19 protein-coding genes are annotated in these 19,296 nt (G+C 70.1%); 7 read left to right on the forward strand and 12 right to left on the reverse strand.

All coding sequences use genetic code 11. From position 1 onward, the window contains the following. Positions 1-12: 12 nt before the first annotated feature. The 4 genes from WMF45_RS26660 to WMF45_RS26675 all read left to right on the forward strand — a co-directional run bounded on the left by WMF45_RS26660 (position 13) and on the right by WMF45_RS26675 (position 4,827). Positions 13-1,359, forward strand: a complete 1,347-nt coding sequence (locus WMF45_RS26660) for a hypothetical protein (protein WP_437707282.1) — start codon at positions 13-15, stop codon at positions 1,357-1,359. Beyond that, the gene (locus tag WMF45_RS26665) at positions 1,356-3,065 is read left to right on the forward strand and encodes a hypothetical protein (protein ID WP_437707283.1); all 1,710 of its coding nucleotides are present in this window, start codon (positions 1,356-1,358) and stop codon (positions 3,063-3,065) included. The genes WMF45_RS26660 and WMF45_RS26665 overlap by 4 nt, the downstream gene beginning before the upstream one ends. Before the next feature lie 226 nt (positions 3,066-3,291). After that, a complete protein-coding gene (locus WMF45_RS26670; protein ID WP_437707284.1) occupies positions 3,292-3,432 on the forward strand; it encodes a hypothetical protein in 141 nt (46 codons plus the stop codon). A 438-nt stretch (positions 3,433-3,870) separates the two neighbouring features. After that, positions 3,871-4,827, forward strand: a complete 957-nt coding sequence (locus WMF45_RS26675) for a hypothetical protein (protein ID WP_437707285.1) — start codon at positions 3,871-3,873, stop codon at positions 4,825-4,827. A 113-nt stretch (positions 4,828-4,940) separates the two neighbouring features. Here the strand turns inward: WMF45_RS26675 and WMF45_RS26680 are convergent, their stop codons facing one another. The 5 genes from WMF45_RS26680 to WMF45_RS26700 all read right to left on the reverse strand — a co-directional run bounded on the left by WMF45_RS26680 (position 4,941) and on the right by WMF45_RS26700 (position 9,596). Further along, the gene (locus tag WMF45_RS26680; protein WP_437707286.1) at positions 4,941-5,924 is read right to left on the reverse strand and encodes an aldo/keto reductase; all 984 of its coding nucleotides are present in this window, start codon (positions 5,922-5,924) and stop codon (positions 4,941-4,943) included. Between the two features lie 152 nt (positions 5,925-6,076). Beyond that, positions 6,077-7,951: a N,N-dimethylformamidase beta subunit family domain-containing protein gene (locus WMF45_RS26685; RefSeq protein WP_437707287.1), complete on the reverse strand. Its 1,875-nt coding sequence runs from the start codon at positions 7,949-7,951 to the stop codon at positions 6,077-6,079. A gap of 329 nt (positions 7,952-8,280) precedes the next feature. Continuing rightward, a complete protein-coding gene (locus WMF45_RS26690) occupies positions 8,281-8,634 on the reverse strand; it encodes a YciI family protein (protein ID WP_437520323.1) in 354 nt (117 codons plus the stop codon). A gap of 105 nt (positions 8,635-8,739) precedes the next feature. After that, complete coding sequence (locus tag WMF45_RS26695; RefSeq protein ID WP_437707288.1) at positions 8,740-9,168, reverse strand: DoxX family protein; 429 nt, start codon at positions 9,166-9,168, stop codon at positions 8,740-8,742. 107 nt (positions 9,169-9,275) lie between these two features. Beyond that, positions 9,276-9,596 (reverse strand): sigma 54-interacting transcriptional regulator, encoded by a 321-nt coding sequence (locus WMF45_RS26700; protein WP_437707289.1) that lies wholly within the window; start codon positions 9,594-9,596, stop codon positions 9,276-9,278. A 20-nt stretch (positions 9,597-9,616) separates the two neighbouring features. Between WMF45_RS26700 and WMF45_RS26705 the strand changes: the two genes are divergently transcribed. After that, a complete protein-coding gene (locus WMF45_RS26705; protein WP_437707290.1) occupies positions 9,617-12,019 on the forward strand; it encodes a hypothetical protein in 2,403 nt (800 codons plus the stop codon). 44 nt (positions 12,020-12,063) lie between these two features. On the opposite strand, the gene WMF45_RS26710 is transcribed toward WMF45_RS26705, so the two are convergent. Next, positions 12,064-13,053, reverse strand: a complete 990-nt coding sequence (locus tag WMF45_RS26710) for a sigma-70 family RNA polymerase sigma factor (RefSeq protein WP_437707291.1) — start codon at positions 13,051-13,053, stop codon at positions 12,064-12,066. A 4-nt stretch (positions 13,054-13,057) separates the two neighbouring features. Beyond that, a complete protein-coding gene (locus tag WMF45_RS26715; protein ID WP_437707292.1) occupies positions 13,058-13,480 on the reverse strand; it encodes an ADP-ribosylation/crystallin J1 in 423 nt (140 codons plus the stop codon). A 289-nt stretch (positions 13,481-13,769) separates the two neighbouring features. Between WMF45_RS26715 and WMF45_RS26720 the strand changes: the two genes are divergently transcribed. Next, complete coding sequence (locus WMF45_RS26720) at positions 13,770-14,318, forward strand: EF-hand domain-containing protein (protein WP_437707293.1); 549 nt, start codon at positions 13,770-13,772, stop codon at positions 14,316-14,318. A 48-nt stretch (positions 14,319-14,366) separates the two neighbouring features. On the opposite strand, the gene WMF45_RS26725 is transcribed toward WMF45_RS26720, so the two are convergent. The 3 genes from WMF45_RS26725 to WMF45_RS26735 all read right to left on the reverse strand — a co-directional run bounded on the left by WMF45_RS26725 (position 14,367) and on the right by WMF45_RS26735 (position 16,259). After that, positions 14,367-14,861 carry a hypothetical protein gene (locus WMF45_RS26725; RefSeq protein ID WP_437707294.1) on the reverse strand — a complete coding sequence of 165 codons (495 nt, stop codon included), beginning with the start codon at positions 14,859-14,861 and terminating at the stop codon, positions 14,367-14,369. Positions 14,862-14,966: 105 nt separating this feature from the next. After that, positions 14,967-15,362: a hypothetical protein gene (locus tag WMF45_RS26730; protein ID WP_437707295.1), complete on the reverse strand. Its 396-nt coding sequence runs from the start codon at positions 15,360-15,362 to the stop codon at positions 14,967-14,969. Positions 15,363-15,683: 321 nt separating this feature from the next. After that, positions 15,684-16,259 carry a hypothetical protein gene (locus tag WMF45_RS26735; RefSeq protein ID WP_437707296.1) on the reverse strand — a complete coding sequence of 192 codons (576 nt, stop codon included), beginning with the start codon at positions 16,257-16,259 and terminating at the stop codon, positions 15,684-15,686. A 382-nt stretch (positions 16,260-16,641) separates the two neighbouring features. On the opposite strand from WMF45_RS26735, the gene WMF45_RS26740 reads away from it, so the two are divergent. After that, positions 16,642-17,436: a hypothetical protein gene (locus WMF45_RS26740; protein ID WP_437707297.1), complete on the forward strand. Its 795-nt coding sequence runs from the start codon at positions 16,642-16,644 to the stop codon at positions 17,434-17,436. Between the two features lie 79 nt (positions 17,437-17,515). Here WMF45_RS26740 and WMF45_RS26745 read toward each other — a convergent pair whose 3' ends face one another. Both WMF45_RS26745 and WMF45_RS26750 read right to left on the reverse strand, forming a co-directional pair. Further along, positions 17,516-18,373: a hypothetical protein gene (locus tag WMF45_RS26745; protein ID WP_437707298.1), complete on the reverse strand. Its 858-nt coding sequence runs from the start codon at positions 18,371-18,373 to the stop codon at positions 17,516-17,518. Positions 18,374-18,722: 349 nt separating this feature from the next. Then, positions 18,723-19,229, reverse strand: a complete 507-nt coding sequence (locus WMF45_RS26750; protein ID WP_437707299.1) for a hypothetical protein — start codon at positions 19,227-19,229, stop codon at positions 18,723-18,725. Between the last annotated feature and the right edge of the window lie 67 nt (positions 19,230-19,296).

Below are 19,296 nucleotides of genomic sequence, written 5' to 3' on the forward strand. Positions count from 1 at the left end.
CCGTGCCGCGCGATGACGGTCCCGCGTGACGATCTGAAGCGCTTCTACGCCGCCTGCGATCCGAACAAGTCCCTCTCGGGGACGGACGAGCGGTACGTCCCCCTCGACCGGGCCCGTGGCAGCATCGGTCCGAGCTGCGTGGACCTCCTGGAGCAGACGGTCCTCATCGCCGAGGAGTCCTGTCAGCTCTTCACCGGGTTCCCCGGGACGGGGAAGACCACCGAGCTCCGTCGCCTCCAGCAGCGCCTCGACGAGGCGAAGGACCTGCCCACCCACGTCGTCTACGTCGATCTCGAAGAGTACATCGACATCTTCTCGCCGATCTCCATCACGGACGTCCTGCGCATCCTCGCATACTGCATGGATCGCGAGGCGACGCGGATGGAGGGAGACGATCCGGACAAGAAGGCCGGCTATCTCCAGCGGTTCATCAAGTTCCTGGAGCGGACGGAGATCGAGCTGCCCAAGGGCGAGGCTGGCGCGTTCGGCGCGAAGCTCATGCTCGAGCTCAAGAATAGCCCCGACTTCTCTCAGCGCGTGGAGAAGGCGCTCAGCGGGCGGTTCCAGCTCTTCGTCGACGAGGCGAAGCAGAGCATGACGAGCTCGGTGGTGCGCTTGAAGAGCGCGCGGGGCTCCCAGGCCCAGCGGATCGTGGTCATCGCCGATGGCCTGGAGAAGCTCCGGCCGCGCAAGGAGCAGGAGCGGGAGGCGGTCACCGCGGGCGTGGAGCTCCTGTTCTCCACACACGCCCCGCTCCTGCGGCTGCCTTGCCACATCATCTACACCTTCCCCTTGTGGCTCCGGTACCGGCGCCCCGATCTCGGAGCGACCTACGACGGCGAGCCGCTCGTCCTGCCCATGGTGAAGGTCGCGATGCCCGGGGGAGAGGAGCCGGTGCGGGAAGGCATCGCGTGCTTGACGGAGGTCATCGGCAAGCGGCTCGATCTCGAGAGCATCTTCGGCGCCGAGCCGTCGCGCGTGCTCGACCCCATCCTCCTCGCGACGGGCGGCTATCCGCGGGATCTCCTGCGCGTCGTGCGCAATCTGCTCACCTCGGGCGGCGGCTTTCCGGTGACGTCCGAGCAGGTCGAGCGGCAGATCGACCGGCTCGCGCAGGACTACGCGATGGCGCTCTACGGGGACGAGATCGACGTGCTCGTCGAGGTCGCGAAGACGAACGCGGTCCCGCTGGACAACGACGTAGAGGTGGCGCGGTTCATCCGCCTGCTCGATCGCTGGCTCGTGCTGGCCTACAGGAACGGGAAGGAATGGTACGACCTGCACCCGATGGCGCGCCGGGATCCGAGGGTCCAAGCGCGCCTAACGAAGCCGAGCTCGACCGCGCCGAGCGGGGGGTGAACCCGATCGCAGAGGCGCCGCCGTTCGCGCGGCCCTACCTCGGGCACTTCGCGGAGCTGCGCGCGGCGCTCGCGCTGCACGAGGGCTTCGTGCTCGCGCCGGTGGAGGTGCCTTCGATGGACGTCGGCCGCGAGCTCGCGGCGTCGTTCGAACGGGCGGGCACGAAGGTAGCGCGCGTGGTGGTGACGCCGGGGCAGGGCGTCGAATTCGCCGCGACCTTGCTGGCCGTGCCGGCGAGCGAGGTGGACGTGGTGATCGTGCTCGGACCGCGAGACGTGACGGACGACGTTCGCGAGGGCCTCAAACGGCTCAACTTGCAGCGCGACACGCTGGCAAAGCGGCTCGGGAAGACGCTCGTCTGGTGTGGGCTCCGGACGTTCCTGAACGCGACGTGGGAGGAGGCGCCGGACCTCTGGTCCATCCGCGATCTGACGTTCCGGATTCCGCTGCTCGGCGTGAACGACATGCAGCGAGCCTCCTCGACGACGATGCCGGGGAGCTCGGAGGTCGATCGCGACGAGACGCCGCGCCTGATCGAGGCGGCGCGGAAGGTCGGGGATGACAGGAACCTCGGGCGGTTGCTGCTGCGTCATGCGCAGGAGCTCCTCTCCCGGGGAGAGCCACGGAGCGCCGAGGCTCGTCTTGCCGAGGGGGCCGCGATCCTGAGAGGCCTCGCGTCGTTGCACGGCACCTACGAGGAGGCGCTCTGCGAGGAGCTGCGGGGGGACGTCGACATGCGGCTATATAGCCCCCGCGAGGGCGTGGCCGCCTATGGTCGCGCGCTGGCGATGTACCAGGCACTCGAGCGAGCCGCGGATTGCGGACGCATCTTCTTGAAGCGCGCAGAAGCGTCGGACGATGTGGAGACGAGCCTTCAGGATCTGGAGCGCGCGCTCGTTTCGTTCGACCAGACAGGAGACCGCCTCGGACAGGCAAACGTCCTTCAAGCACGAGGCGACCTCCGACAAAGAAAGGCCGACCTCGACGGCGCTCTCCTCGACTACGAGCGCGCTCTGGAGCTCTACCTCCTCGTCGACTCCCGCCTCGGACAGGCAAACGTCCTGAAAGCTCGCGGCGACCTCCGACGAAGAAAGGCCGACCTCGACGGCGCTCTCCTCGACTACGAGCGCGCTCTGGAGCTCTTCCTCCTCATCGACGACCGCCTCGGACAGGCAAACGTCCTTCAAACACGAGGCGACCTCCGACGAAGAAAGGCCGACCTCGACGGCGCTCTTCTCGACTACGAGCGCGCTCTGGAGCTCTACCTCCTCGTCGACTCCCGCCTCGGACAGGCAAACGTCCTGAAAGCTCGCGGCGACGTCCGACGATTCAAGGCCGACCTCGACGGCGCTCTCCTCGACTACGAGCGCGCTTTGGAGCTCTACCTCCTCGTCGACTCCCGCCTCGGACAGGCAAACGTCCATCAAGCACGCGGCGACGTGGAGATCGCCCGCGAGAACCTCGCGGCCGCCCCGCCCCACTACCGGGCCGCGCTGGCGCTGTACGAGGCCATCGACGATCCCCTGGGGCTCTCCAACGTCGTCGCCAAGCTCGCCCGCACCCACGCGCTCCTCGGCCAAGCCACCGAAGCCCGTGTCGCCGCCGCGCGCGCCATCCCCCTCGCCAAGCGTGCCCAGAACCGCCACGCGCTCGAACTCGCCACCGCCATCCTCTCCGCCCTGCCCTCCCCACCCGACGCCCCGTGACGGCCTCCTCGACCCTGCCCGCCCCACCTCCTGGGCGAAAACCTGCACGCTCCTGACGGTGGTGGGGTACTTACCCGACGCTGCCTGAATGATGGAACCGCCAAGCCGCCATGAGACGCCAAGATTCTTGTGTTTTTATTGGCGTCCTTGGCGGCTTGGCGGTTCAAAAGACCCCACTTTCGGTCCAAGGACCCCGCCCCCCGAAGCGGAGCGCGATCTGCACGAGATGATGACCGACCCGACGCGCGCCGGTCTGGTCTCGTCCGAGGGTCCCCTGCGCGTCCTCCGGCTGCCCGGGGTGCCCGAAGAGGCGAGGTTCGCCGCGCGCCCGAAGGAGCGCGCCGGCCGCAAGCCCGAAGAGGTGTGATCGCCGCGCGCCCCTCGGGGCGTCCGCCCCACATCCCGCTCAGTCGCGGGCTGGCGCCCTGTGTAACGCGCCTTCGTGCCGCGCGGATGTCCCCGCCGCTGTGCCCCGCGCGCTTGGCCATTCCTGCGCAACGCCGCCCCGATTGCGCGAGTCCCTGCTCAAGTTGCGCAAACCAGCGTAGGCCACCCCGCGCTAGCGCCGCGCGGCGTCGCGTCCCCGGAGCGCCTGGCCAGGTCGTGGGCCCTCGACGCTAGGCGTGGCACGGAGCGTGATTCGACGCCGGCCGTGGGGAACGAGGACACCCGCGGGAGACGTCTCTCGGCGACCTCCAGGTGCCCGACACCGCTTCAACCCACATCGCCTCGCGCCGGGACACGCCGGGGGCTCAACGTCGAGCCGAGGTTTCCTCAGACACCCAAGGCCACAAAGGATCGCGCCATGACTGACAGAACTCACAGGCTTCTCGCCAACACGCCTCGCCGAACGTACCGAGCCGCGCCCCTGCTCGCCGCGGCATTCATGATGGGCTGCACCGCCGCGTCGACCGAGGCGGACGACGCCGCCCCTCTCGCCCAGCCCTCGGCGGACGGCGGGCTGCGCTTCGCGAGCGAGCACGACGCGCTCGGGTGGGTCGCCAGGCGGGCCGAAGAGCTCGAGATGGGCCCGGTGGCGGTCGAACGAGACGAGGACGGCCAGCTCATCAAGGTGGCCGGCGTGTCGATCGGCTCGCCCGACGAGATCGCCGCGGCGAAGGCGGGCTTGATCAACGAGCTGGGTGGTGAAGACCATGCGGTCGAGATCGCGGGGGAGCGCTATCTCCTGGAAGGCCAGGAGTCCGGGCTGTTCGCCGCGGTCGCCCACTGCAACGGCGGCCTCTGCACGAATGACGAGTCGTTCAAGAACGACTACGTTTTGTATCGAGAGCTCGGCAGCCGAACCTCGGTGACGTCAGGGGGGTTCGAGACCCGGCGCCAGACGATCCAGGGCCGCGGAGAGTACGAGTGCGTGGACCTGCCGGGGCCCCTGCCCGTCAAATGCACCGGCTACTGCACGTATGCGTCCAGCTGCCCTTCCGGTTTCACGGTGGAGAGCACCGCCGGCTACCCCACGTGCAGGACGACCTGCGTCGGCCAGGTGCGCAACGTGACGCTCTCGATCTCGATCGAGGGCTTCGAGTTCTTCGAGTCGAGCGGCATCCTCGTCCCCTCCATCCCGGCGCGAAGCGGCACGACCCACGACTCGAGCCTCGAGGTGAAATACTGGGAGTACGGCATCGGCATCGACTCCGTGATCTCGGACGCCGATGGGCTGTGCGGCGCACACTCGACGTCCGGCCCGGAGGGGTTCGTCGTCGCCAGGAGCCACTGGGGCAGCGTGCCCACCGCGTGCCAGTAGGGTGCTGCAAGCACGGTCGCTGCTCGCTCACAGGACGCCGCTCCCTCGATCGCGAGCGACGCGCGCGGCGCCCGGCGAGCGCGGGCCGAGGCGCGCTCTTCAGGCCGCCTCGGTCACCGGTTCACGGACTGCATGCCGGCCTCCGGATAGCGGAGGCCCACGGCCGCGCCCTTCGGCACCACCGCCTCGAGGCGCCGCAGATCGGCCTCGCCGAGCGTGAGCGCCGCCGCGGCGACGTTCTCCTCGAGGTAGGTGCGGCGCTTCGTGCCAGGGATCGGGACGATGAAGTCCCCTTGCGCGAGCACCCACGCGAGCGCGAGCTGCGACGCCTTCACGCCCTTCTCCCGCGCGACGCCCTCGACCTTCGCGACGAGATCGAGGTTCCGCTGGAAGTTCTCGCCCTGGAATCGCGGCGAGATGCGGCGGTAGTCGTCCGGCGCGAGATCCTCGAAGCGCCGGATCTGCCCCGTCAGGAAGCCGCGGCCGAGGGGGCTGTACGCGAGGAAGCCGATGCCCAGCTCGCGGCACGTGGCGAGCACGTCGTCCTCGGGATCGCGCGTCCAGAGCGAGTACTCCGTCTGCACCGACGCGAGCGGGTGCACCGCGTGGGCGCGCCGGAGCGTCGACGAGCTCGCCTCCGAGAGGCCGATCGCGCGCACCTTGCCGGCCTTCACGAGGTCCGCCATCGCGCCGACGCTGTCCTCGATGGGCGTCTTCGGATCCACGCGGTGCAGCTGATAGAGATCGATCACATCGACGCGCAGGCGTCGCAGGCTCGCGTCGCACGCCGAGCGGATGTACTCCGGCGTGCCGTTGATGCCGCGGACCGTGACGTCGTTCGGGTCGCGGACGATGCCGCACTTGGTCGCGAGGACGACGCGATCGCGCCGGCCCGCGATGGCCCTGCCGACGAGCTCCTCGTTCGTGAAGGGACCATACATGTCCGCGGTGTCGAGCAGCGTGACGCCGAGCTCGATGGCGCGGTGGATCGTGGCGATCGACTCGGCCTCATCGCGCTCGCCGTAGAAATCGCTCATGCCCATGCAGCCGAGGCCGAGGGCGGAGACCTGGAGAGTTCCGAGCTTGCGTGTGTGCATGGTTGGGCTCCTTGGCGCCGCGGAGAGGCGGCGGCGGACACCACCGTAGGAGGTAGCGGGCGGCCTGCGTCAAGAGGCAGCCGGCGCGGCGGCGCGGCGACGAACCGCCGTGGCGGTTTTCTGCCTGTCCGGGGCAAGTCCCCGCAGCAGCGCTAGAAGCCGTCCCTCGCCAGCAGCGCGCCCGTGCCCGTCGCTGCGAAGAGCCTCCCCTGCGCGCCCGCGAGCGCGCGCACGTCCTTCGCCTCTCCGATCGAGACCCACGGGCTCTCGTGGCGCACCGGCGCACGCCATGAGAGGCGCCCCTCCCCCGTGACCGCAACCACCTTCCCATTGATCGCCGCCATGGCGACCACGCCCTCCGCGCGCCCGACGGGCTTCCAGGGGACATCGCCGCCCCGCGTGGGGCGCGTGAGCAAGAGGCCGCCGCTCGTCGCGGCGAACAGATCGAAATGGGTCGTGGCCATCGCCACGATACCGGGCGCAACGCCGACCGGCCGCCAGACGACCTCCTCGCGCAAGGGCTCGCGGAAGAAGAGGCGGCCCTCGGCGGTCACAAGGAAGATCCCGATCGGCTGCTCCGCCTCGGCCTCGACAGGGCACGCCATGGCGACGACGCCGCGGGCCACCCCCGCGGACCTCCAGGGGAGGTTCTGGCTCGACGGCTCCCGCCACAGCAGCGCGCCGTCCTCGGTGGCCGCGAAGAGGAGGCCCTCGGCGCCCGTCATCGCCGCGATGCGCGGCGCGCTGCCCACCCGCTGCCAGCCGTGCTCGGGGTACCGGCGCGAGAGCTTCTCGAGCACATTGCGCGTGATGCGCTCGATCTCCGGAGCGGTCCCCCTGTCGAACGGGGCCGCCCAGTCGACGCTCGCGGCCGTGAATACCGTGCCTCCGCGGCGGTAAATGCCCATGGTCGCGAGCCCACCTTGCCCCTGCGCCCGCCATTGCCGGAGATCGGCGACGGCCAGCACCACGAACGTCGGCGGCGTGCCGCCCAGCCCGGTCGCGCGCGCGATCCCGTCGACATCGACGAGTTCGGCCGCGTCGGTCTCGTAGCCGACCGAGCCTCTCCCGAAGGCGTCTCCGAGCGCGAGCCCCGTGCCGTCGAAGACCCAGTGCTCGGGGAAATTCACCCGGTAGACCGCCTCCTTCTGCGCCTCCGGGTCGAGCCAGTTGCCGGCGCCAACGCGGTAGCCCACGCCCGTCATGTGGTTCTCCGGGCGATCCACCGGGGCGTTGGCCCATTGCACGGTCACACGATCGTTGTCGATCCCCGCCAGCGGATCCTCGACGGCGTCGCGGTAGCAGACCATCGTGCGGCCCTGGTCCTCGATGCGGACCTGCCAGTAGCACGTATTGCCGCTCAGGAACGCCACGTTGCCGCCTGAGCGCACGAATGCCTCGACCGTATCGCGCATCTCTCTGGACCAGTACTCGTCGTGGCCCGTGCTGACGAGGAGCTGAACACCTCGCAAGAGGCCGGGCTCCGCGTGCAGGTCCATGCTGGAGCAATAATCGACCGCGATCTGCTCCCTCTCCAGCCAGCGCACGAGCGGCAGCGCGCTCTTCGCTTCCGTGCCGCCGGGGCGCTCGAAGGACACCCTCCTGGAGCGGTCCGGCGAGGCCCATGGATAGAGCCGGTTGCCACCCCAGCCATTGTAGGCCTCGTCCGTGAAGAACGGGATGCAGACGAGGATGCTCGCGCCAGGGGCGCGGGCTCTCACCACGAAGCGCAGCGACGCCTCCTCGCCATCCGTGTTCTTCAGGGTGGCCAGATAGACGCCGCTCGGCCAATCGGGAGGGACGAGCCATTCATGGGCGCAGGGCCAGCCGCAGCCCACCGCGTAGGCGTCCGGCGGCGTCGCGTGGGCGCCCGCGGAAAACCTGACAGAAGCGCCGAGCGACGCGCGCGCCCCGATCCGCTCGATGGCCATCTGCACCGCGGGATCCGCCGCGGTGTTGCTCACGTGAAACCCGATCGCCTCTCCCTGCATGACCGATTTGCGCGCGGTATACGCGTCGATAGCCATGAGCCTCCTGCCCTTCCGCTTCCCCCGGGAGCAACGGGCGGGCCGCGGTCAGGCGTGCGGGGGGGTGACGGCTACGCCCGGAATCACCGCGCCAGGAATCACGGCCGTTCCATGGAATGGAGTCCAAGCACTTCGGAAACGTCAAGCCCCGATCACCGAACCTGCCCCGGCACCCGCTCCGCCGCGCTCGCGGGCGACAGACCACGCTCGGACCACCGGGCGGAGGCTGTCGACACCTTCCCGGGAGAGATGAAACTCTGGCCGGAGGCTTCAGACAGCCGTCACACTGTACAATTCACATGATAACGTAATCGTCGCAGCTTGCGCGCTCAGGAGGGCGGAGGCCCATCCATCAGCGGTAGCACCTCGCAGTGACCATCCCCGGCGACCTGGAGGAAGCGCTTCGCCCCCGCGATCGCCTCCTCCTTCGAGGCCGCCCGGATCAGCGCGTAGCCGACCATCGGATCCTTCATGTCCGGGAGCGCCCCGTCGCTCACGGTGAGCTCGGCGCCTGCTCTCCGGACGCGCGCGCCCATCGCGGTGGGGAGGAGCGCGTCGGTGCCGAGGAGCACGCCCTCCCGCGTCATCTCGTCGATGAGCTTCCCCATCTGCGCCATGTGCTCCGGATCGGGTGCGCAGAGCTCCTGGCTTTTGTCGGGCCGATACAGCATCAAGAATCGCATCGTCGTCTCTCCTTGGGTGCTCGCCCGGCACGGCGGGCGTTCCTCGATCAAAGACCGCGCGACCCGCTCGGATTCATCGGTCGCGCGACGATTTCTCGATCCCCGCTACCTCCGGAGCGGGAGCAGCGCGCGCAGCCGCTCATCGCGCAGGAGCAGCCCGCCCCAGATCATCGCGGCGACGTACACAGGGAACAGGACGTGGCTGAACAGCGGGTTGTCGACGCGCACGTGCGTGGCGACGGCGCCGCCCAGGAAGCCCGTCAGCAGGATCGCGCCGAGCACGGAGGTGCGCGGGATGATGTAGGTGACGACGCTCGCCAGCAGGACGAGCCCGATGCCGCGGACCGCGCTCACGGGATAGCCGAGCTGCTCCGACCCCTCCAGCACCTGGGGCACCATCATCAGCTTCCCGATGCTGTCGAAGAGCAGGAACGCCACCGAGAGGCCGCTGAGGATCCGCCCGGCCCAGACCTTCTTGTTCGACACAACCACCGGCTGCGCGTGCTGCTCCGACATCGAGGCGCTCGTCTCCATCGTCGTCTCCTCCTGGCTCGCTCTGGACAGATCGGTCCTCCCGCCCCGGCGTCATGGCGGCGCGGCGCGGCCGATTCGATCCCTAGGACGCCGCGGCGGCGCCCGATTCATCGGTCGTCCGGAGTTTTTTCTTGGGCCGCTCCCGGCGGTGGCGCACGAGCGCCCGGAGCGCCGCCGACACGCCTCCGGCGTGTTCTGAAGCGTTCGCTGGAGTTTGCCGCGCCTGCGCCGATCATCGGCCTGCGCACCCGGGCCGACCGGTGGTGCAGCGCCGCGGCGGCGTTCTCCTTCCCATCCCCGATTTCGCCCAGGGCGAGGACCGACAGCTCGCTGGTGGCGAACCGGCGGCTCAGCGCCGCGACAGCGGCAGCGCGTGCCTGTCGTTCTGTCCGACAGTGTACGCTCGGAGCGCTTGACTCACGGGCCACGACGCAAGAGGCTCCGCTCCATGAGGGGAAGAAGCGGGGGAGCAACAGCGACGGTCTGGCTCTGGACCGCTGCTGCGGCCGTGTCTGGCGGCTGCGCGCAGGTCATCGGTGCGGAATGGGGCAAGTATGAGCAGGGCGCCCCAGAGGGCACGAACCTCGAGCGGCTGATGCAGTACTCGGTCGACAAGATCGACGTCCTCCTGGCGATCGACAACTCGAACTCAATGGCCGACAAACAGGCCATCCTCGCGAACGCGATCCCCGACCTCGTCCAGGGTCTCGTCAACCCGCGCTGCATCCACAAGAGCGGCACGATGCCCCCGACTACGGTCGGCTCGCCGAACGAGGAATGTCCGCAGGGCTACATGCGCGAGTTCGCGCCGGTTAAGGACATTCACATCGGCATCATCAGCTCGAGCCTCGGCGGCCACGGGTCGGGCGCCTGCCAAGGGACGACGAGCGCCTCGAACGTGGACATGGCGCACCTCCTCGCGCGCAGCAACGAGAGCTCCATCGACCTCCCGACGTATCTCAACCGGGGCTTCCTGGCCTGGGATCCGGATCAGAAGCTCGACGGCGAGCCGGAGATTCCGGATCCGAACGACGGCGAGGCGGACATCACCGTCGATTCGAACGCCGACCTCAACACCACGTCGCTGGTCGGGCAGCTCACCGCGATGGTTCAAGGTACGGGGCAGACCGGCTGCGGCTTCGAGGCGCAGCTCGAGAGCGTGTACCGCTTCCTCGTCGACCCGGAGCCCTACGAGACAATCGGCATTGACGCGCAAGCCAACATCGTCGTCACCGGCGAGGATGCCGTCGTCAAGCAGCAGCGCGCCGACTTCATGCGGGCGAGCTCGCTCCTCGCGATCATCTTGCTCACCGACGAGAACGACTGCTCAATCCGCGAGGAGGGCAGGAACTACCTCGTGGCAGAGACCGGGCCGGGCTTCCGCCTGTGGCGGCCACGCACCGAGTGCGCCAGGGATCCGGGCGACAAGTGCTGCAGGTCGTGCAGCCAGAAACAGGACGGCTGCCCCAAGGACGATACGTGCATGGGCGCGGACGGCAACGCCGCCAGGCTGAGCCCCGCGGAGGACCCGGTCGACTCTCGCTGCTGGGATCAGAAGCGCCGGTTCGGCTTCGACTTCCTCTACCCGATCGACCGCTACCGGCGCGCCTTCACCGAGGCGCAGATCCCGAACCGCAAGGGCGAGCTGGTCCCGAACCCGATCTTCAGCGATCCGAACCCGGAGGACCTCGACTCCAACGTCCGCGATCCCGGGCTCGTCTTCTTCGCCGGTATCGTCGGCGTGCCGTGGCAGGACATCGCGCGTCAGAACGCGCAAGGCCAGCCCGACCTGCTGAACGGCCTCAACCAGGACGGCGAGCCGGTCGGCGGGTTCAAGAACTCCGACGAGCTCAGCGCTCCGGTGGCCGGCGCCGCCAGCACCTGGGAGCTCATCCTCGGCGATCCCGCGAAGTACCAGCCGCCGAAGGATCCCTTCATGGTCGAGTCGATGAAGCCTCGCTCGGGCACGAACCCGATCACCAACGACACGATCGTCGCGCCGACGGAGGCGGGCTGGAACGGCATCAACGGCCGCGAGTACACGATCCCGGAGGGGAGCACGGGGGACCTCCAGTACGCTTGCATCTTCGATCTCCCCCAGAACGCCGTGAAGACCTGCGACGGGGCGGCTCAGAGCTGCGACTGCAGGGCGGTGGGCGGTCAGCCGACCGACAACCCGCTGTGCAGGCCTGACGCGGGGAACGATCAGGAGGAGCCGGAGCCCAGGTCGACGACGCAGATCAAGGCGAAGGCCTACCCGGGCCTCCGCGAGCTGCAGCTCATCCGGGAGCTCGGCCCCCAGGGCATCGTCGGCTCGGTGTGCCCGCACCAGCTCCTGAACTCCAGCGCGGCCGACTACGGCTACCGGCCGGCGATCGGCGCCATCATCGACCGCCTGAAGACGGTGCTCGGCGGCCAGTGCCTGCCGCGCGCGCTGACGTCCGAGGCCGGAGGGGAGGTCGCCTGTCTGATCCTCGAGGCGCGCAACACGCACGGCGCGTGCAACTGCGCTGACATACCGGCGCGCGCCGACGTCCCGGAGGAGCTCGCGGCGGCGAAGGGAAAGGTGCTCGCCGATCCGATCGGGAACGCCGCCGGCTGGGATTGCGTGTGCGAGATCGAGCAGCTCGCAGGCGCAGCGGGCGAGACGTGCAGGCACGACGCGAACGATGCCCTCGAGACGGGCGGCGAGCCGATACACGGGTGGTGCTACGTCGACCCGGCGAATGGCCGCGGCGACCCGGCCATCGTCGCCGACTGCCCGCCAACCGAGCGCCGCAAGATCCGGTTCGTCGGCAAGGGTGAACAACAGCAAGGCGCCACGCTGTTCATCGCCTGCCCCGGCGAGTAGGCCGCCCGCGTCCACCGGGAACAGGACGTGGCTGGTTGTTGGAGCTACGGCTCGGGCCGCAGGGGCAGGCCGAAGAGCGGGAAGAGCCGCTCGGCGTCGAGGAACGAGCACACCCCGACGATCTCCCCGGCGGACACGTCGATGACCTGGATCGCCCACGGGACGAAGGCGCCGCCAGGGCCGCTCGGCCGGTACTGCCCCAGCGCGAAGGATCCGTTCGCCGCCACCGGCAGGAGCCGCGAGCCTCTGCACCCCTCGCCCACCTTGAGGAGCCAGGCGTGCACCGAGGGACGCCCGCGCAGCCACAGCCGGTAGGGCGGCATCGACCAGGTCGCGTCCTCGCGCAGCAGCGAGACAAGCGCGTCGACGTCCTGCCGCTCGAAGGCCGCGACGTAGCGGCCGAGCAGGGACCGCTGCGCCTCGTTCGTCGGCTCATGGAGGTCGCTCTTCTCCTCCTGGCCCAGCGTCGCCCGGGCGCGCTGCAGCGCGCTGTTGACCGAGGCGACGGTCATCCCGAGCAGCTCCGCGATCTCCGCGGCCTCCCAGGACAGGACCTCCTTCAGCAGCAGCGCGGCGCGCTGCCGGGGCGGGAGCCGCTGGAGCGCGGCCACGAACGCGAGCCGGATCGTCTGCCGCGACGAGACGAGCTCCGCCGGGTCGCAGGACGCCGCCAGCACCCGACCCTCGGGGATCGGCAGCACCCACGTCGCCTCCGCCAGCGTGTCGAGGACCGGGTTCTCGGCCGAGCCCGCCGGGCCGAGATCCATCGGTCGAGCCCGCCTCGACCGGCCCCGCAGCATGTCGAGGCACACGTTGGTGGCGATGCGGTAGAGCCACGATCGCAGGGCGGCGCTGCCCTCGAGCTGATCGAAGCTCCGCCACGCCCGCACCATCGTCTCCTGCACGGCGTCGTCCGCGTCGAACGCGGAGCCGAGCATCCGGTAACAGTGGCCTGTCAGCTCCTGCCGGTGCTGCTCCAGGCGCAACTCCATCTCGCGGGGAGGGGGGTTCGCTGCGAGGGTCGAGAGCTCCATGGCCTCAGCTGACCTTCGTGGGCGGGTCGCGGAGCCAGCCGAGGGGGAGGCGGGTCGCAGGGTCGATGTCTCCCTGAAACTTCGGCCCGCAATAGACCTCGGTGACCTCGATGGTCCCGACGAGATGCCTGTTGAACTCCTCCAGCTCCTCGGCGGGCACCCAGAGCTCCTCGTGGGAGCGTCCGCCCGCGATCTGCACAGGATACCTGCGGGCAAAATCGTCCTCGACCTCGAACCGCGTCACCCACCCCGCGAACCCGGAGGTCTCGTCGGCGGTGTTCCAGTCGCGGGCGATCTTGCGCGCGTACTCCTCGGTCAGCACCGGATAGAAGATGGGCTGATGCGACAGGCGCGGCGGGAACGCTCGATAGCCGGCCTCTGCGATGAGCCGGAGCTCGGCGAGGCCCACGGGTCGGTACAAGATCATCGTCGTCTCTGCTTCCTTTATACCCCCGCTGGACGTGGATCTCAGCGTCCGTCGACGGGAGCCGACGCTGCGACCTCGATGCGATGCGCGGAGGCTCACACCGGCGGCCGCGCGCGGCCCCTGCCCACGGGCGGGTGGTGGCGGGCCGGGGCCGAGCGAGGTGCCGTGGGCCACGGCCGCGCCCGCTGAAAAAAGATCGAGGGGCGCGTAGGGAGGGCGGCCCGGGGCGCGTCTCACGAACAGAAGCCGGCAAGAACACGCTGGCCCTTGCACCAAGGAGCACGACCCAATGACCCTCGCCCTCTTCTCCAACAAGACCCACAGCGCGATCCGTCGCCTCGTCCTCGGCAGCTTCCTTGCCGCGGCCGTCCTCGCCGGCGGCGGAGCGGCCTACGCGGCGAACGACGCGGGCGGCACGGGGGGCAAGCCGGCGCCGCACCAGGGCCAGGGCAAGGACGCCCGCCGCCAGCACGGCCCGAAGGACCCGGCCCGCCTCATCAAGCGCTTCGACAAGAACGGCGACGGCAAGCTGACCGTCGCTGAGCTCCCCGAGAAGGCGCAGAAGCGGCTCGGCAAGGCCGACACGAACAACGACGGCTCCCTGTCGGCCGAGGAGCTCAAGGCGCACGCCGAGCTGCGCATGAAGGACCGGGCGGCGAAGCAGAAGGCGCGCTTCGCCAAGAAGGACAAGAACGGCGACGGCTTCCTCACCAGGGACGAGGTGGGTGACAAGCGCTGGGAGCGGGTGAAGGCCGCGGACGCGAACCGCGACGGCAAGGTGAGCGCCGACGAGCTGCGCGCGGCGCGCCCCGCGCACAAGCCGCCGGCAGCCCGGTAGCTCCGAGGAGAGCGCGCGACGCGGAGAGCCGTGGCCGGCCTGCTCCGTTCATGGCTCCGGCGCGGACCGGAGCAGCTCATCGCCGAGCGCTCGCAGCCCGCTCTCCAGCGCCGGCAGGTCGCTCCCCTCGATCTCCCAGTCCTTCCGGCTGTAGTACTTCGCTGCGCCCCGCGGAGCGCCGCTCAGATCGAGGCAGTAGTCGAAGCCCTTCACGTCGCACGGCCGCGCATCGAAGGCGACCTCGTGCCTCGATTTGTCCTGCGGGAAGAGCAGCTGCACCTTGTCGTTGCCGCGGAGCTCGTAACGAAACAGCGCAAACGAGCCCTCGTACTGAGAGGAACGCCGGAAGATGCCGATCGGCTCGTCGGCGAGCAGCACGACGAGCTCGACAAGGTCCGTGTCGCCCCTCGGAAGCCGCTCGATCCAGACGCGGCCGACCAGCGTCTTCGGGTCGGAAACGCGCGAGCTCAGGAGCCCGTAGCCGGCTGCCACCCCCGCGAGCGCGATCGCCGTGACCGTCATCCTCCTGGAAACGCGGTTCATGGGCGGCATCCTACCCCTTGCAGCGCCGCACGGGGCCCGAGATCGAGGCCCGCGGTCCGCCTGCCGCGGCGCCGCGATCCGCGGCACGTCGTCGAGCCCCGGCGATCAAGAGCCGAGCGGCGCGCCGCATCGATCGCACCCCTTCGCTCGGTACGAGTGCTTCGCCTCGCAGTTCAGGCAGTGCTTCGGCAGGAAGTAGAGGAGCGCCAGGCCGATGCAGGTGCCCAGCCCCACGATCCCCCACGCGCCGCTCCGGCCGCGCATCTTCGCGTAAACCACGAGGGCGGTGATGAACAGGGCGACGCCGAGGAGCGTGATGGCAGCGTTGTCCGTCGCGCGACCTACCGATTGCAGCACGATCCCCGGCAACCCGAAGAGGAAGCTCAAGGTGCTGAAGCGACTCAGCTTCTTCTGGATCTCGAGGCGCCGCTCCGGGCTGATCTGCTCGACGCCCGCGGCGTGAAGCTCGGTGGATGCGGTCGGAGGTGCATAAGGGTTCATGCGTTCGTCCTTCCCGGCGCGCGTTCCGGCGCGGTCTCGCTGCGCGCCGCGCAGCAAGGATCCCAGGGTATGCACCTTCCCCGACCCGGAATAGCGGGATCCTCCTGCCGGGCTCTCTCTCCTGGAAAAGATCGAGGGGCGCGTAGGGAGGGCGGAACGGGGGCAAGCCGGCGCCGCACCAGGGCCAGGGCAAGGAAGCCCGCCACCCGCTGAGCGCCGACGAGCTGCGGGCGGCGCGCCCCGCGCGCAAGCCGCCGGCGGCGCGGTAGCTCCGAGGCGAGCGACCGAGCTTCGAGGTACCCCCACCGCGCCAGGCGCCCGTCAGCGGCGCGGCGCTGTCTCCTCGCCCGGCGCCGTCGCCTCGCCCGGCGCTGTCTCCTCACCGGCGCCCGCTGCCGCCGCGGCGCTGCGCTTCCTCGTACGCTTCGGAAAGAGCGGGAGCTGCCGCTCCAGCACCTGGCTCCGCCAGGCGAGCAGGGTCTGCGCGCGCCGGCGCGCCGTCTCCTTCCCGATGCCCGCGGTGAAGCGGAAGATGCGCCGCGCGAGCGCCTCCCGCGTCGGCGCCGCGGGCTCGAGGAGATCCGGCGCGACCTCCTTCACGACCTCGCACGCGAAGATCGCGCGCCGCAGGTGCGTCCGCTCGTCGGCAGAGCCCGACGAGGTGGCGAGAAGCTCGCGAGCCGCGGGCGTGATCGAGGCGCCGTCGTCGCCGAGCCAGCCGAGGACGCGGGCAGCGGCGAGCGCATAGCCGACGTGCCGCAAGGAGATGCCCGTCTGCTCGGAGATCTGCTCCTTCTCGGTCACCCCGCCCGAGAGCGCCTCCAGCACGCGCCGCACGTTGGCGAGGTTGTCGGCCTGGGGGATCTCGGCGCTGTGCAACAGGCGGGTCGTCGGCATGGGCGGCAAGGAACCCCCGGCCCCCGGCCGGGAGACGACACCATAGCGCGCCAAGGCACGGCGTGGGTCTCGAAGACGCCCGCCGCGGCCGGCGCGCCGTCGCCGCAGCTCTCCAGCGCGCACGCCGCGCCTGCCGGGCCGTGGGCGCCTGGTTCCTGTGCCAGAGCTGTCTGCGCCTGGCACACGTGGCGCAGCGCGCTGGCGAGCGCGCTCGGGAAAACGCCCGGTTTGCGCGGAGCGCGCGATGGAACGGTTGCTGCCAAGTCTGCCAGGGCCGACGCTCGCGTCGACCCCGCCGCGGCCCTCCGGGACATCGCGCCTGAAGGAGGGAGCGCTCCGGCTCTCCCCTTTACAGCGCCCTCGCGTGTTCCAGGTGCTCCTCATGAGATCTTTCCTTCGCGCATTGACCCGCCGGCAGGCGACTCCCGTGTTCACCCTCGCGCTGCTGTGTCTCCACTGCGGCTCGAGCGTCGAGGCGGACGCGATGGGCGGCGGCGGCTCCACCGGCGAGGGCGGCGGCGGTAGTTCCACCAGCGAGGGGAGCGTCCCCAGCACCTCGACCGGCGAGGGCGGCGGCGGCGCCGGAAGCTCGAATGGAGCGGGCGCCGGCGGCTCCACGGGAGAAGGCGGCGGAAGCTCCGCAGGCGAAGGCGGCAGCTCCACGGGGGCGGGCGGTGGCGGCGGGTGCCGCCTGCCGGACGACCCCGCGGTGTTCGAGATCGGGACCGGCGAGACCTGCTTCGAGAGCATCGAGGAGGGGGCCACGCTGCCGGTGATGGCCGGGCCCCAGGGCGGATATCATCTCTGGTTCGCCGTCGGCTGCAGCGATTGCGGCGCGAGGGTCCGTGTGCGGTACAGCGTCAAGGACCCTGCCACCGGGGACCTGTTCCCGCCGGGCGTGCCGCAGGAGGGGATGGTCGAGCTCCTCCCCGGGGAGTTCCCGCACGCGTTCGGGCTCATCGCGTTCCTCCCCGGAAGGCAGTGGCAGCCGGAAACCGTGCTCAAGGAGGGGACCCACGTGCTCCTCGCGGCGGAGGCGCGCAACGACGACGGCTCGACGAAGCACACGGCCGAGGTGGAGGTCGTCCTCGGCGCCACCGTGGCCTGGGGGCTGCCGTGCAGCGACGATCCGGCGACCTGCGACGCCCCCGGCGGGGCCCCGTGCTGCACCGATTGAGCGACGCGGCGCGGAGCCCATGTTCGGCGCGCCCGGCGCGGGTTCTCTCGACTTCCGCGCCGAGCGGCGCCTGCGTGGTTCAGAAGACGACGGCGCCGGGCGAGCAATACTGGTCGAGGAGGGGTGAAGGCGTCGCCGACACGTTGGCGTCGTCCACGTAGTACACGGCCGGCCCGCCTATCGTGTAGATGAAGACCTCGTTGTTGAACGACGTGCCGCAGGTCTGGAGGTACTCCCACTTTCCGGTCTGGGTCGATGTCCTGGTTGTGTAACCCGTCCCGCCGCTGCCGAGCCCTATCGTCACCTGCCCGGTCACCGTATAGACCCAGACGCTGAACCGCAGGTAGGCGTTGTTCGGCGGCGAGCTGGCGGATGTCCAGTACTGCTGGGCGATGCCGCCGTTGGTCGTCGTCGCGGACACGAGGAGGCTGCGCTTGTTGGCGGTGTGCACGACGTCGGTCTTGAGCCATGTCGCGATGGCGCCGTAATTCAGGTCATTGCTCGTGGCAGGCCAGGAGTCCGCCGCGGTCCCCCAGCCGGCGAACCAGGACGCGTTGGCGCTGCCATGATCGATGAACCCCGACGGGATCCCGGCCTGCGCGTTCTCGAAGCCGGGGTTAAGAAGCAGGTTGACGATCGGGAGCTGGAGGAGGACGAGGGACTGCGCGCCGCCGCCCAAGCTGACCGCGATCTCTGCGCCGGACTTCCCGGCGGGGCTCAGCGCCTGCTGGGCGAGGGCGTCCGCGGCCGGCGCCGTGTTCTGCGCGCCGATGCCTTCGAACGGCTGCACCTCCACCGGGGCGCGCGCTGCCTCGGGGGAGGCGGTCGCCTCCTCGACGTCCATGAGCCCCTCGTCGTGAGGTTCGGAGTCCGAGACGCAACCGACGAGGGCGAAGGGGACAACGAGGCTGCTGAGGATGAATGCGGTAGATTTCATGATGGGTTCTCTCCGGTCGGGGATTGATTGAACGATTGACTGTCCTTCCCCCTGAGCACGCTGAGCACGCAGCGTGCCGGCTCGGCGGGCGTGGATTTCGGGTGATCTTGAGGGGGCGCTCGTGGAGCGAGCGCCGGAGAGGGAGCACGCCAACAGTCCTGCTACAATGCTCCAGGCGCCGGTGTGAAGGCTGGGGCCTGGAGGCCAGGACCTCCAGGCGCAGAGGCTTGCCCCTCCAGAACGCCGCGCCGGCGGTGCTGCCTGCGCGCGAGCGCCGCGTGGACGGAGGACGCGCTGCGCAGGAGCGTGCTGTGGCGCCGTCGGGCGTCAGCTCGGCGGGAGCAGGGGGTCAGCCCGGCGGGAGCAGGGCGAGCAGCGCTCTGGCGGCGACCTTCTTGTCGAGGACAAGCACGCTCCGGATCAGCCTTGCGCTCCCCGTGAGCTTCTCGCCCAGCGCCTCGCCGGTGATCTCGAGCCGGCAGGCCAGCAGGCGCTGGGGGTAGCGGGAGAGGAGCGCGTCGCAGTCGCGATAGAAGCGGGTGCTGCCGTCGCTCGCGAGAAAGAGGATGCGGGACGCGCGGGCGTTCTGCGGGCTCTCCGGGGCCTTCCTGGCCGCGGCGTCCAGCCCCTTCTGCTCCCTCGCGAGCTTGTCTGCGATGAGCTCGAGGCCGTGGCAGGCGTGCTCGGCCGCGAGCGCGCCGCGGAGCTCCGCGGCCAGCGCGTCGGTCATCGGGAGCGTCGCCACCCGGTTTCGACCGCTCTCCCACAAGAGACCCGCATGCTTGGTGAGGAGGTCGGACACCGCGTCATGGCGCGGATCGGCGACGAGATCTTTCGGCAGCTTGAGCACAGGCACCTCTGCGCGCACCCTACCAGACCCGGCGCTCGGCGACGACCGCCGCGGCGGCGGGCCTCCCGCACGC

This window comes from Sorangium sp. So ce448 (assembly GCF_051520915.1).
Lineage (GTDB): Bacteria > Myxococcota_A > Polyangia > Polyangiales > Polyangiaceae > Sorangium > Sorangium cellulosum_B.

What these genes read in the sequence shown, in the direction of transcription:
- WMF45_RS26660 (WP_437707282.1), top strand. Translation starts at nt 13, where the DNA reads ATGACGGTCCCGCGTGACGATCTGAAGCGCTTCTACGCCGCCTGCGAT.
- WMF45_RS26670 (WP_437707284.1), top strand. Translation starts at nt 3,292, where the DNA reads ATGATGACCGACCCGACGCGCGCCGGTCTGGTCTCGTCCGAGGGTCCC.
- WMF45_RS26675 (WP_437707285.1), top strand. Translation starts at nt 3,871, where the DNA reads ATGACTGACAGAACTCACAGGCTTCTCGCCAACACGCCTCGCCGAACG.
- WMF45_RS26680 (WP_437707286.1), bottom strand. Translation starts at nt 5,924, where the DNA reads ATGCACACACGCAAGCTCGGAACTCTCCAGGTCTCCGCCCTCGGCCTC.
- WMF45_RS26685 (WP_437707287.1), bottom strand. Translation starts at nt 7,951, where the DNA reads ATGGCTATCGACGCGTATACCGCGCGCAAATCGGTCATGCAGGGAGAG.
- WMF45_RS26690 (WP_437520323.1), bottom strand. Translation starts at nt 8,634, where the DNA reads ATGCGATTCTTGATGCTGTATCGGCCCGACAAAAGCCAGGAGCTCTGC.
- WMF45_RS26695 (WP_437707288.1), bottom strand. Translation starts at nt 9,168, where the DNA reads ATGGAGACGAGCGCCTCGATGTCGGAGCAGCACGCGCAGCCGGTGGTT.
- WMF45_RS26705 (WP_437707290.1), top strand. Translation starts at nt 9,617, where the DNA reads ATGAGGGGAAGAAGCGGGGGAGCAACAGCGACGGTCTGGCTCTGGACC.
- WMF45_RS26710 (WP_437707291.1), bottom strand. Translation starts at nt 13,053, where the DNA reads ATGGAGCTCTCGACCCTCGCAGCGAACCCCCCTCCCCGCGAGATGGAG.
- WMF45_RS26715 (WP_437707292.1), bottom strand. Translation starts at nt 13,480, where the DNA reads ATGATCTTGTACCGACCCGTGGGCCTCGCCGAGCTCCGGCTCATCGCA.
- WMF45_RS26720 (WP_437707293.1), top strand. Translation starts at nt 13,770, where the DNA reads ATGACCCTCGCCCTCTTCTCCAACAAGACCCACAGCGCGATCCGTCGC.
- WMF45_RS26725 (WP_437707294.1), bottom strand. Translation starts at nt 14,861, where the DNA reads ATGAACCGCGTTTCCAGGAGGATGACGGTCACGGCGATCGCGCTCGCG.
- WMF45_RS26730 (WP_437707295.1), bottom strand. Translation starts at nt 15,362, where the DNA reads ATGAACCCTTATGCACCTCCGACCGCATCCACCGAGCTTCACGCCGCG.
- WMF45_RS26735 (WP_437707296.1), bottom strand. Translation starts at nt 16,259, where the DNA reads ATGCCGACGACCCGCCTGTTGCACAGCGCCGAGATCCCCCAGGCCGAC.
- WMF45_RS26740 (WP_437707297.1), top strand. Translation starts at nt 16,642, where the DNA reads ATGAGATCTTTCCTTCGCGCATTGACCCGCCGGCAGGCGACTCCCGTG.
- WMF45_RS26745 (WP_437707298.1), bottom strand. Translation starts at nt 18,373, where the DNA reads ATGAAATCTACCGCATTCATCCTCAGCAGCCTCGTTGTCCCCTTCGCC.